Below are 12,030 nucleotides of genomic sequence, written 5' to 3' on the forward strand. Positions count from 1 at the left end.
GGGTGTGGGGGGGCGTGGCTTTGGCGTGCCCTAGGGCCACCGGGGGTGTGATTGCCGCGGGCCCGGCCCGGTTTCGGGGGCGGGGCCCGCGGGCGTAGCTGGGTGTGACCGGCGGAGGATCAGCCGTAGGTGTAGAAGCCGGAGCCGGACTTCCGGCCCAGCCGTCCCGCGTCGACCATGCGCTGGAGCAGCGGGGGAGCGGCGTACAGCGGCTCCTTGTACTCCTCGTACATCGAGTAGGCCACCGAGGCGACCGTGTCCAGGCCGATCAGGTCGGACAGCTTCAGCGGGCCCATCGGGTGGGCGCAGCCCAGCTCCATGCCGTTGTCGATGTCCTCGCGGCTGGCGATGCCCGACTCGAACATCCGGATCGCGGAGAGCAGGTACGGGATCAGCAGCGCGTTGACCACGAAGCCGGACCGGTCCTGGGCGCGGATGGCGTGCTTGCCGAGCACCTTCTCGGCGAACAGCTGCGCCCGGCCGAGCGTGCCCTCGGAGGTGGTCAGCGCCGGGATCAGCTCGACGAGCTGCTGCACCGGGGCCGGGTTGAAGAAGTGGATGCCGACGACCTGGTCCGGCCGCGAGGTGGCGACCGCCAGCCGCACCAGCGGGATGGAGGAGGTGTTGGAGGCCAGGATGGCGTCCGGGCGGGTCACGACCTGGTCCAGGACCTGGAAGATCTCCGTCTTGACCTGCTCGTTCTCGACGACCGCCTCGATCACCAGATCGCGGTCCGCGAACTCGCCGAGGTCGGTGGTGAAGCTGAGCCGCGCCTGCGTCTGCGCCAGCTCCTCCTCGGAGATCTTGCCGCGCTCGGCTGCCTTGGCCAGGGAGGTGAACAGCCGGGTCCGGCCGTACTCCAGGGCTTCGCCCGTCGTCTCGGCGACCTTGACGTCCAGGCCGGAACGGGCGCAGACCTCGGCGATGCCCGCTCCCATCTGGCCGCAGCCCACCACTCCGACGCGTTCGATGTCGGTCACATCGTCCCTTTCGCTGCGCTGATCTACGGCTGGGGCAGAGCGCCGTGGTTCGGTGCCTGCTCCGTTCGTGCACGTTACCGCCAAGTATCGATGATCGATCGCCCGGGTGCGGCATTCTGGGGCGCGCAGACGGTCCGTGACGACGCGGATCCAGGGCGCACTGGGGGTGTACGGCATGGGGCGACCGACCCGGCGTGTCTTCGCGCTGGCGGCGCTGACGGCGCTGACGACCACAGGAGCGGCGGCGCGGACCGGGCCGCTGGACTCGGGGCGGCGGCGGGCCGCCGAGGAGATGCGGGGCGTGTGGCTGGCGACGGTGACCAACCGCGACTGGCCCTCCCGCTCCGGGCTGACGGCGGCCGCGCAGCGCACCGAACTGATCGCCCATCTGGACCGGGCGGTGCGCGACCGGCTCAACACGGTGGTCTTCCAGGTGCGGCCGTCGGCGGACGCGCTGTGGCCCTCCCCGCACGAGCCGTGGTCGCAGTACCTGACCGGCACCCAGGGCAAGAACCCGGGCTGGGACCCGCTCGGCACGGCCGTCACGGAGGCCCATGCCCGCGGGCTCCAGCTGCACGCCTGGTTCAACCCGTACCGGATCGCCCTGCACGCCGACCCGGCGCGACTGGTCGCCTCCCACCCGGCCAGGCGGCACCCGGACTGGGTGGTGCGGTACGGCGGGAAGCTGTACTACAACCCGGGGCTGCCCCAGGTGCGCGCCTTCGTCCAGGACGCGATGCTCGACGCCGTCGCCCGGTACCCGGTCGACGCGGTGCACTTCGACGACTACTTCTATCCGTATCCGGTGGCGGGCCAGAGCTTCGACGACGACGCCGCCTACGACGCGCACGGCGGTGCCTTCCCGAACCGGGCTGCCTGGCGCCGTGACAACATCAACCGGCTGGTGCGCGAGATGGCGGCCCGGGTCAAGCGGGTCCGGCCCGGCACCCGGTTCGGCGTGAGCCCCTTCGGGGTGTGGCGCAACGCCGCCACGGACCGGCTCGGCTCCGACACCCGGGCGGGCGTGCAGACGTACGACGACCTGTACGCGGACACCCGGACCTGGGTCCGCAAGCACTGGATCGACTACCTGGTCCCGCAGCTGTACTGGAACATCGGCCTGTCCGCCGCCGACTACGCCAAGCTCGTGCCCTGGTGGGCGGAGGTCGCGCGGGGCACGAAGACGCAGCTGTACCTGGGCGAGGCGCTGTACAAGGCGGGCGACCCGGCGCAGCCCAAGGCCTGGCAGGACCCGGCCGAACTGTCCCGTCACCTCACCCTCGCCGCGCGCCACCCGGAGGTGCGGGGGCACGTCTTCTTCGCCGCCCGAGAGGTGTCGAAGGACCGGATCGGGGCCATGGCGCGGGTGGTCGCCGACCACTACCGGCAGCCGGCGAAACCCCCGCGCTGACTCACCGGTCCCGGTTCGGGTGGCGGACCTCGCAGTCGGGACCGGGGGACATGACTGCCTCGTGCCCGTCGGCGAAGCGGACCCGGTAGGGCGGGTTGCCCTCCGTGCCCATCACCTCGACGACTTCCGACACCTGATCGTGCTGGCCGACCACCCTGCCGTGCTGGACAAGCTGGTCGCCTTTGGTTGCGCGCATCTCAGGACCTCCTCGCCGGTGCGCGCTCAGCCGCGCGCCCGCTGGGTGACGGCGATGCAGACGAGTACGGCGGCGGCCGTCAACGGGGCGGCCGGCGTGAGGTGCTCGCCGAGCAGCAGCACCGACCACACCAGTGTGAGCAGCGGCTGCGCCAACTGCAACTGGCTCGCCTTGGGGATGCCGATCGCCGCCATGCCCCGGTACCAGACGACCAGCCCCAGGAACTGCGAGCCGGCCGCGACCCACAGCAGCCCCGCGACACTGTGCGCGGTCAGGTGCGCCGGCCGGTGGGCGAGGGCGACGGCGGCGACGGGCAGGGTGAGGGGCAGGCACAGCACCAGCGCCCAGCCGATCACCTGCCAGCCCGGCAGCACCCGGGCCAGCCGGCCGCCCTCGGTGTAGCCGGCCGCGCACACCAGCAGGGCGCCGAAGAGGTACAGGTCGGCGGAGGACAGAGCGCCCCCGCTCTGCTGCGCGGTGAAGGCGGCCACGGCGGCGGCGCCCGCCAGCGACGCCACCCAGAAGGTGCGCGAGGGTCGGGCACCGACCCGCAGGGCGGACAGCAGCGCGGTGGTGAGCGGGAGCAGCCCGACCACGACGGCGGCGTGCGCGGTGGTGGACGTCTCCAGGGCGAGCGTGGTGAGCAGCGGGAAGCCGAGGACGACCCCGGCGGCGACGACCGCGAGCCCGGGCCAGTGCGCGCGGGCCGGCCGCGGCACGCGCAGCGCGAGCAGGCAGCCGCCCGCGATCACGGCCGCGAGGACGCTGCGCACGGACACCAGGGCCCAGGGGCCGAATCCCTCCAGGCCCCAGGCGGTGGCCGGGAAGGTGAGGGAGAAGGCGAGCACACCGAGGGCGGCCTGGGCCAGCCCCGCGGACGTTCCGGCGGAGGGGGTGTCGACCGCTATCCGGGTCGCGGTAGTAGCGCTACTCTGTGCTCTCATGCAAGAGCGTAGCAGTGTCGGTGAACTGGCGAATCAGCTGCGACGCGAGCTTGACCGCTACTCTCCTGGTGGAAAGCTCCCGTCGAGCCGGGCCCTCGTCGAACGGTTCCGGGTGAGCCCGGTGACCGTCTCGCGCGCCCTCGCGCAGCTGGCCGCCGAGGGGCTGGTGGTCACCCGGCCCGGAGCCGGCGCGTTCCGCGCGCGCCCGCGCGCCAGGACCGAACCCGTCGGCGACACCTCCTGGCAGGAGGTCGCCCTCAGCGCGGATGGCGCCGACCTCGTCCCGCGCACGGTGGACGCCTCCGGGGTCACGGTCTCGCTGGCCGCGCCGCCGCCCGGGGTGATCGAGTTCAACGGCGGCTATCTGCACCCCTCGCTCCAGCCCGAGCGGGCCATGGCCGCCGCCCTGTCACGCGCCGGGCGCCGTCCCGGGGCCTGGGGGCGGCCGCCCATGGAGGGGCTGCCGGAGCTGCGGGAGTGGTTCGCGCGCGGCATCGGCGGATCGGTCACGGCTGCCGAGGTGCTGGTCACGTCCGGCGGCCAGTCCGCGCTGACCACCGCGCTGCGCGCGCTGGCGCCGCCCGGCGCCCCGGTGCTCGTGGAGTCGCCCACCTACCCCGGCATGCTGGCCATCGCCCGTGCGGCGGGCCTGCGCCCGGTGCCGGTCCCCGTGGACGCCGACGGGGTGCGCCCGGACCTGCTCGCCGACGCGTTCCGGGCCACCGGCGCCCGCGTCCTCGTCTGCCAGCCGCTGTTCCAGAACCCGACCGGCGCCGTGCTCGCCCCGGCCCGCCGCGGCGAGGTGCTGCGCATCGCGCGCGAGGCGGGCGCGTTCGTCGTCGAGGACGACTTCGTCCGGCGGCTCGTGCACGAGGACGCGGGGGAGTTGCCGCGCCCGCTCGTCGCGGACGATCCGGACGGCGTCGTCGTCCATGTCGGTTCGCTCACCAAGGCCACGTCGCCGAGCTTCCGGGTCAGCGCCCTGGCCGCGCGCGGCCCGGTCCTGGAGCGGCTGCGCGCCATCCAGGTGGTCGACACCTTCTTCGTCCCCCGGCCGCTCCAGGAGGCGGCGCTGGAACTCGTCGGCTCGCCCGCCTGGCCGCGGCACCTGCGGGCGATCTCGGCGGAACTGCGCACCCGCCGCGACACGATGACGGGCGCCCTGCGCCTGCACCTGAGCGAACTCGCCCTGCCGCACATCCCGTCCGGCGGCTACCACCTGTGGCTGCGCCTGCCCGACGGCGCCGACGAGACCGCCCTGACCGCCGCCGCCCTGCGCGCGGGCGTCGCGCTGACCCCCGGCCGGCCGTACTTCAGCGCCGAACCCCCGGCCGGGCACCTCCGGCTGAGCTTCGCGGCGGTCGCGGGGACCGGCGAGATCACGGAGGGCGTACGGCGGCTGCGGACCGCTTGCGACGAGGTGCTGCCGCGATCGGGAAACCGTTCGACACGCGGTGTCTGAGCTTGTGAGGATCCCGCCATGACCGATACCCCGAGCCTCGCCGAGGGCTACGAGATCTCCACCGACCCCGACCGGATCGACGCCGAGCGCGTGCACCGCTGGCTGTCCGCCGACGCGTACTGGGCGATCGGCCGGCCGCGCGAGCAGCAGGACCGGGCGATCGCCGGGTCCCTCAACTTCGGGGTGTACGACACGGTTTCGGGTGAACAGGTCGCTTATGCGCGGGTTGTCACCGACCGGGCGACCTTCGCCTGGCTGTGCGACGTGTACGTGCATCCGTCGGTGCGGGGCAAGGGGATCGGTACGGCCCTGGTGGGAGCCGTGCGCGAGCAGGTCCGGCCGTACGGGCTGCGGCGCGTCCTGCTCGCCACCCACGACGCCCACGGGGTCTACGAGAAGCTGGGCTTTCGGGCGCTGGAGCGGCCCGACCGTTGGATGGCGCTCGTCTTCGAGTGAGGCTTTCGCGTGGATCGTCCGGTAGGTCCGGCAGGTCCTGACCTTGGGACAAGACTTGGCGCACCCTCGGTAAATCCCCGTCAGCACCCCTTGACCAGCGGACTCTCGCGGCTCACGATCGCCGCATGCCACTTCGGCTCACATTCGTCGCCGCCGCGCGCAGTTCCCCGTTGCTCGCGGAACGCTTCGAGGACGACCGGCCGCTGGACCAGGCGGGCTGGGAGGAGGTGCAGCGCGCCGCCGGCGGACTGCTGCCGCTCGCCGCCGCGGAGCTGCGCTACTGCTCGCCGACCCCGCGCAGCCGTGCCACCGGGGACGCCCTCGGCTACGCGCCGCTCGTGCAGCTCGCCCTGCGGGACTGTGACATGGGCCGCTGGCGCGGGCTGACCCTCGGTGAGGCGATGGCCCGGGAGCCGGAGGCCGTGGACGCGTGGCTCTCCGACCCGCGCTCCAACCCGCACGGCGGGGAGTCATTGCTCGCGTTCATCTCCCGGGTCGGCGGCTGGCTGGACACCCGCCCGGTCGAGGACGGCGGCCGTATCGTCGCCGTGGCCGAGCCCTCGGTGATCCGAGCCGCCCTGGTGTACGCCCTGAAGTCGCCGCCCTCGACGTACTGGAACGTCGACGTGCGCCCGCTGTCGACGATCACCGTCACGGGCCAGGCGAGCCGCTGGAACCTGCGCTTCGACCCCGGGTCCGCTCAGTCCTCGCGGACGTAGTCGGTGGTGAGGACGAGGTCCTTCGCGGGGCCGCCGACGCGCCAGACCGTGCGCCAGTGGCCGGCGTCCCGGACGGTGAACTCGCCCCGGTAGAAGTCGGCGGCGCAGGGGTGGTCGGCCACATACCGTCCTGACGACAGGTCCAGGTCGTGGAAGGCCCGCCCGTCCGCGAACCGTACGTCCGCCGTGCCCGGGGCCGCGCCGGGCAGGAACCGCAGGGTCCGCTCGGCGGGCCGGGCGACCCCCCGCCAGACGAAGACGCCGCTCTCGTGGTGCAGCAGCCCACCGCCGTCCAGCGGGCCGAAGACGGTGGCGCCCTCGAAACGGCCCTCGTCGCCGCCGCTGAGATCCCGCACGGTGCGCTCCACCCGCCAGCGCCCGGCCAGATGGGCCAGTACGTCGGGCACGGGCCAGAACTCGCCCATCGCCATCCCTCCTCGGTCGGCGCCTCGCGTCGCCGACGGCGGCGCGTCCCCGCCGTCGACCCTACGGGCTGTCGGACACCCCACTGACACGCTCATGCCCCCTTCGCGCCGGAGGCGGTGAGCACGCAGACGGCGACCGCGGTCGCGCCGGTGACCTCGACGTTCACCGGGGTCGCCGACCGGTTCACGTCCACCTTCCCCCTCCTCCCCGGCGAACTCCGTCACCTTCCTGCGGATCAGGCTGAGGTGGCCGGGTCCTCGGCGGGCCGCTGCCCCAGCGGCAGCAGCCCGCGCTCGGCGAACACCTGCTTCGCGGCGAAGGTCGCGTTCAGCGCCTTCGGCATGCCGCAGTAGACGGCGGAGTGCAGCAGCGCCTCGGTGATCTCCTCGGGGGTGAGGCCCACGTTCAGTGCCGCGTTCACGTGCACGTGGAGCTGGGCCTCGCAGCCGCCGAGGGCGGTCAGCATGCCCAGTGTCACCAGCTGGCGGTCGCGCGCGGCGAGTCCGGGACGGTCGTAGATCTCGCCGAAGGCCCAGGCGACGACCTGGTGGCCGAGTTCCGGGCTGACGTCCGCGAGGGAGTCGACGACCCGCCGGCCGGCCTCGCCGTCGACCCGGTTCAGGACCTCCAGACCGTGGGCGAAACGCTCGTCGCGGGTGGTGTGCTCGCTCATGTCCTGTCATCCGTTCCCGGCCGTTCCCCGGGGAGCGGCCCGTTCGTAGCGGTCGATCGTGTCGTCCGGCGCGCGGCGTTTCCGGCACGGTGCCTCGGTCGGGTCGGTCGACGCGAGGCGATGGCCCCGGCTGCGGGAGAGGGCTCTCCGCCGGTCATGGGAAGACCGTAGAACTTGGAGCGCGCTCCAAGACAAGCCGGCCGCCGTGCCACTTTCCTTCACTTCCGATCCCCGTGCGGGACTATTTCTGTTTCCCGGGTGTTCATCGTGACTTTCGTGAGATCCGCGTCCGATTTCGAAAGGACCCTCACCAATTCCCGACGGGGCACAACCATTCGGAATCCCAGTCCGTCTAAGGCGGCGAATCAGTAATGCGGGGGAGTGACACCCCTGGACGAGACGCCATGCGCGCCACTTCCCCTGGGAGCCTGCCGACAATGGAACGCCCGACTTTACCCACCGCCCTTTCGTGTGGCATTCCTCACAGGAGCCCGGGGCGTCGTCCGTACAGGAACAGGGTGTGAAACCGACCGTCCGTCCGGAGCCGCAGTCGGCGCCCGCGCCGCCCTCCGATCCGGCGTCCGACCGGACCCGAGAGCGCCGTACTCCGCTGTGGTCGCGCCGCCCGGCGGTCGGGCCGCAGCAGGCCGCCGCCCTGCTCGCGGCCGCTGTCGCGGTCCTCGTGTGCTGCGCCGCCGACGCCGTGGCACGCAGCTACCCCTTCGGGCCCCGCACCCGCAACGTCAGCGACCTGGGCAACCAGTACGTACCGTTCCACGCCCACCTGTGGGACCTGCTGCACGGAAGGGCCGACGGCGGCCTGCTGGTGAACTGGCAGTCCGGATTCGGCTCCAGCTTCCTGCCCGACCTCGGCACGTACCTCAGCAGTCCGTTCGCCCTGCTCGTGGTGGTGTTCCCGAGGGACGAGATCGACCTCGCGGTCTATGTGATCACCGTGCTCAAGACGGCGTGCGCCGGAGCGGCCATGGCCTGGCTGCTGCTCGCCCTGCGCCCCGGCCGCTGGTGGGCGGCGGGGCTGCTCGGCGCCTCCTACGCCCTGTGCGGCTGGAGCGTGCTGACGGCCGCGGTCAACCCCATGTGGCTGGACGGCCTCGTCGCCCTGCCGCTGCTGTGCCTGGTCGGCGAGTGGGCGCTGAACGGACGGCGACCGGTGCTCGGCACGCTGATCGTGGCGGTCGCCTGGATCGCCAACTTCTACACCGCGTACATGGCCACCCTCGGCGCCGGTCTGGTGCTGGCGCTGCGGCTGTGGCTGTCCGGCCTCCCGCCGCGGCGGCGGATCGCGGCGGCAAGCCGGGCGGGACTGAGCACCGTGCTCGGCATCGGCCTGGCCGCACCGCTGGTCGCCGTCGTGTATTTCGGGACCAGGCACGCACATCCGGGCCGGGTCACCCAGTTCAGGCCGCTGGCGACCGCGTACCTGCTGGCCCACCTGCTGCCGACGTCGTACAGCTTCAGCAGTCCGGCCGTCTACGTGGGCACGGCGGCGCTGCTGCTCGCCCTCGCCCTGCCCTTCCACCGGGCGGTTCCCCGGCGGGTGCGCGCCGGATGGACCCTGCTGGTGGTGGCGGTGACGCTGTCGATGCGATGGGAGCCGACCCACCTGGTCTGGCACGCCTTCGCCACCCCGCAGGGCAGCGCGTACCGGCAGACCTTCGTGCTGTGCGGGCTGCTGGTGATCTCCGCCTGGACCGCGCTCTCGTACGGCCCGCCCGACCTGCGCGCGCTGGGCGCGGCGGCCGGACTGCTCGCACTGATCACGGCCGTCGCGGCCGGAAGCGCACCGGCACGCCATTCCTTCACGCTGCCGATCGCCCTGCTCGCCGCCCTGGCCGCGCTGGCCGGGCTGGCCCTGTTGGGCCGGGCGGACGGCGGGTGGGGCATGGACGGCCGGCTCTGCACCGCGCTGGCCGCGGCCCTGCTTCTCGGCGGGCAGATCGGCGAGGCCACCGCAACCTCCGCCGTGGCCACGCGGGCGCGGGTCACCCACATGGACAACCACGTCCCCTGGGGCGCACGCCAGCAGACCCAGTCGGAGGCGATCGCCGGCGCCGACGACTGGCCCCGGTACCGCACCGAACCGGGCCGGGAACAGACCGTCGGCAACGACCCGATGGAGGTGGGGGGCCAGGGCGCCCAGTACTACAGCAGCCTCACCTCCGACGTCCTCAGCCGCACGCTCACCGCCCTCGGGGACGGCTGGACCTCGCGGGGCCGCAATGTGCAGAGCCTGGACAACGCCGTCACGGACGCGCTCTTCTCCGTCGGCGCCCGGGTGCACTCCCCGCCGGACCCGCACCAGACACGCTTCCCCCAGGACGGCAGCCGGACGACCGTGACCCGGCAGCAGGCGCCGCCCCTGGTCACGGTGCGGCCGTCCGGAGCCGGCACGCACGGGGGCCGTACGGACGTCCTCGCCTTCGGGCCGTCGCCGTACCGCAACCAGGAGCTGCTGCTGGGCACCCGCGTCTACACAGTGCCCCGCCTGACCGTGCGTACTGGCGACGGGACAGTCCCGGACCGCAGCGACGACTGGCGGCCGGGCCGGCGCCTGGAGGCCCTCCCGGACGCCACCGCCGCACGGCAGCCGACGATCACGGCCCGCTGCCGGGCCGGCAGCGAGGTCTACCTGTGGGCGCCGTACTTCTCGGGCACCGCACGCCTGGCCGACGCCTCCGTGCACGGCCCGAACGGACGGTTCCGGTCCGACTATCCCGTCACCATGATCGCCTCCATGCAGCGGCTCGGCCGGGTGCCCGCCTCCGGACAGCTGCGGATCGACCTGGCCCCGGACCGGCCGAGCCTCGTCCCGGACGGCGCGGTCGGCTGTCTGGACACCGGCCGGCTGCGCACCGCGGTCGAACGGCTCAAGGCCACCGGCGCCACCGAGGTGACCGTCTCCGACGGCACCGTCCGGGCCCGGCTTCCCGCGGGCAGCAGGGGAATCGCGGTCGTCGCGGCCCCGAGGATCGCCGGCTGGCGCTGCGCCACGGGCGACGGCGCCGCCGTACCCGCCCGGGACTACCACGGGCTGATCGCCGTGCCGCTCGACGGTTCCTCGACCAGCCTCACCTGCACGTTCCACCCGCCCGGTCTCCGGCTGGGCACGGCGGTCGGGGGCGTGGCACTGCTGGGCCTGGCCCTGCTCGGCGCCCTCACCGCCGTCCGCGGACGGCGTGCCGCGGCACGCTCCACGACCACTCGTCCACCCGCCCGCGCCGGCGCGCGACCGGCGCTCTGACAGCGCGCTCCAGGGGGAGAACCATGCTCATCTCGATCGTCGCACCCTGTTACAACGAGGAAGACGTCATCGAGCGTTTCCACGACCATGTCCAGCGGGTCGCGGACGAACTTCTGCCACGCGGTCACGACATGGAGTTCGTCTACGTCGACGACGGCAGCCGCGACCGCGCGGACGAACTTCTGCCACGCGGTCACGACATGGAGTTCGTCTACGTCGACGACGGCAGCCGCGACCGTACGCTCGCCGTCCTGAAGAGGCTCGCGGACCTCGACCCGCGCGTGCGGTACGTCTCCTTCAGCCGCAACTTCGGCAAGGAGGCGGCGCTGCTGGCCGGTCTGCGCCACGCCTCGGGAGACTCCGTGATCGTCATGGACTCCGACCTCCAGCACCCGCCGGCACTGATCACACGCATGGTGGAGCTGCACGGACAGGGCTACGACCAGGTCATCGCCAAGCGCACCCGCAGCGGCGACGGGATGCTGCGCACGGTCACCGCGCGCCTGTACTACCGGCTCGTCAACCGGCTCGTCGACGTGGAACTCGTGGACGGAGCCGGTGACTTCCGGCTCCTGTCCCGCCGTGTGGTGGACGCGATCCTGGCGCTCACCGAGACCAACCGCTTCTCCAAGGGCCTGTTCGCCTGGGTGGGGTTCCCCGCTGTCACCTTCGAGTACGAGAACGCCGTGCGCGAGCACGGCCGCAGCTCGTGGAGCTTCCGGGGCCTACTCAACTACGGAATCGACGGACTGCTCTCGTTCAACAACCGCCCGCTGCGGGCCGCCCTCTACCTTGGTATGACCCTGTTGCTGTGCGCCGGGCTGTACACGGCGTGGATCGTGGGCGCGGCGCTCGTCAACGGCGTGGAGACACCCGGCTACGTGACGGTCGTCACCGCCGTCACGGCCCTCGCGGGCGTCCAGATGACCATGCTGGGGGTCATCGGGGAGTACACGGGCCGGATCTACTACGAGGTGAAGGGGCGTCCGCACTTCCTGGTGAAGGCGACCAACGTGGAACGAGTGAAGGACCTGATTCCCTGATGCGCACCGCGACCTCGCGCCCTGTGACCTCGCGCCCGGTGCGGCGGCAGATTCTCACCTTCGCCGCGATCGGTGTGATCAACACGGCCACGTACTACGGTTTTTACCTCCTGTTTCTCATCCCCTTGCCTTATCTCGGCGCCCATGTGCTTGCGTTTCTTCTCAGCATGACCGGCTCCTTCTTTCTGAATGCGCGCTTCACCTACCGGACGCGGCCGACCTGGCGTAAATTCCTGCTGTTTCCCCTGACGAATGCGGCCAATTTCCTGATCACCACGGCAGGTGTGTACGTGATCGTCGGCGTCCTGCACCAGGGGAGCCGGTTCGCTCCCCTCGTCGCGTCCATGGCGGCGATCCCGGTGACGTTCGTGGTCTCCCGCTGGGTCATGGACTCCGAAGCGGGTGCCGTCCGGATGATTGCATAAACGTGCATCGCGACGTATAGTCATGCCATCCAG

The 12,030-nt window shown here is 72.4% G+C and carries 12 protein-coding genes; 7 read left to right on the forward strand and 5 right to left on the reverse strand.

The genetic code is table 11. The annotated features are described in order from the left end of the window. Positions 1–119: 119 nt before the first annotated feature. The gene (locus tag ACFV0T_RS29655; protein WP_385785599.1) at positions 120–980 is read right to left on the reverse strand and encodes a 3-hydroxybutyryl-CoA dehydrogenase; all 861 of its coding nucleotides are present in this window, start codon (positions 978–980) and stop codon (positions 120–122) included. 175 nt (positions 981–1,155) lie between these two features. On the opposite strand from ACFV0T_RS29655, the gene ACFV0T_RS29660 reads away from it, so the two are divergent. Continuing rightward, positions 1,156–2,391: a glycoside hydrolase family 10 protein gene (locus ACFV0T_RS29660; protein WP_385785602.1), complete on the forward strand. Its 1,236-nt coding sequence runs from the start codon at positions 1,156–1,158 to the stop codon at positions 2,389–2,391. Between the two features lies 1 nt (position 2,392). Here the strand turns inward: ACFV0T_RS29660 and ACFV0T_RS29665 are convergent, their stop codons facing one another. Next, entirely contained in the window at positions 2,393–2,587 is a 195-nt protein-coding gene (locus ACFV0T_RS29665) for a DUF1918 domain-containing protein (protein ID WP_385785604.1), read from the reverse strand. Between the two features lie 26 nt (positions 2,588–2,613). Continuing rightward, positions 2,614–3,531, reverse strand: coding sequence for a DMT family transporter (locus tag ACFV0T_RS29670; protein ID WP_385785607.1), 918 nt, complete (start codon positions 3,529–3,531; stop codon positions 2,614–2,616). Here ACFV0T_RS29670 and ACFV0T_RS29675 point away from each other — a divergent pair. From ACFV0T_RS29675 to ACFV0T_RS29685, 3 genes are all read left to right on the forward strand, one after another. After that, on the forward strand, positions 3,530–4,993 hold the full coding sequence (locus ACFV0T_RS29675; RefSeq protein WP_385785610.1) for a PLP-dependent aminotransferase family protein: 1,464 nt from the start codon (positions 3,530–3,532) through the stop codon (positions 4,991–4,993). The genes ACFV0T_RS29670 and ACFV0T_RS29675 overlap by 2 nt on opposite strands. A gap of 18 nt (positions 4,994–5,011) precedes the next feature. Then, positions 5,012–5,449: a GNAT family N-acetyltransferase gene (locus ACFV0T_RS29680; protein WP_385785612.1), complete on the forward strand. Its 438-nt coding sequence runs from the start codon at positions 5,012–5,014 to the stop codon at positions 5,447–5,449. 125 nt (positions 5,450–5,574) lie between these two features. Further along, the gene (locus ACFV0T_RS29685) at positions 5,575–6,168 is read left to right on the forward strand and encodes a histidine phosphatase family protein (protein ID WP_385785615.1); all 594 of its coding nucleotides are present in this window, start codon (positions 5,575–5,577) and stop codon (positions 6,166–6,168) included. Here ACFV0T_RS29685 and ACFV0T_RS29690 read toward each other — a convergent pair. Beyond that, positions 6,150–6,593 (reverse strand): DUF6314 family protein, encoded by a 444-nt coding sequence (locus tag ACFV0T_RS29690; RefSeq protein ID WP_385785618.1) that lies wholly within the window; start codon positions 6,591–6,593, stop codon positions 6,150–6,152. The two genes, ACFV0T_RS29685 and ACFV0T_RS29690, sit on opposite strands and share 19 nt — an antisense overlap. Before the next feature lie 236 nt (positions 6,594–6,829). Continuing rightward, positions 6,830–7,267, reverse strand: a complete 438-nt coding sequence (locus ACFV0T_RS29695) for a carboxymuconolactone decarboxylase family protein (RefSeq protein WP_385785620.1) — start codon at positions 7,265–7,267, stop codon at positions 6,830–6,832. A 520-nt stretch (positions 7,268–7,787) separates the two neighbouring features. Between ACFV0T_RS29695 and ACFV0T_RS29700 the strand changes: the two genes are divergently transcribed. From ACFV0T_RS29700 to ACFV0T_RS29710, 3 genes are read left to right on the forward strand one after another with little or no spacing between them, the layout of a single operon-like run. Beyond that, positions 7,788–10,529, forward strand: coding sequence for a YfhO family protein (locus ACFV0T_RS29700; protein WP_385785622.1), 2,742 nt, complete (start codon positions 7,788–7,790; stop codon positions 10,527–10,529). A 23-nt stretch (positions 10,530–10,552) separates the two neighbouring features. Next, positions 10,553–11,572 (forward strand): glycosyltransferase family 2 protein, encoded by a 1,020-nt coding sequence (locus ACFV0T_RS29705; protein ID WP_385785624.1) that lies wholly within the window; start codon positions 10,553–10,555, stop codon positions 11,570–11,572. Further along, positions 11,572–11,997: a GtrA family protein gene (locus ACFV0T_RS29710; RefSeq protein WP_385785627.1), complete on the forward strand. Its 426-nt coding sequence runs from the start codon at positions 11,572–11,574 to the stop codon at positions 11,995–11,997. Before ACFV0T_RS29705 ends, ACFV0T_RS29710 begins: the two co-directional genes overlap by 1 nt. Positions 11,998–12,030: the final 33 nt, after the last annotated feature.

Origin of the sequence: Streptomyces sp. NPDC059582 (assembly GCF_042735715.1) — a bacterium.
Classification (GTDB): domain Bacteria; phylum Actinomycetota; class Actinomycetes; order Streptomycetales; family Streptomycetaceae; genus Streptomyces.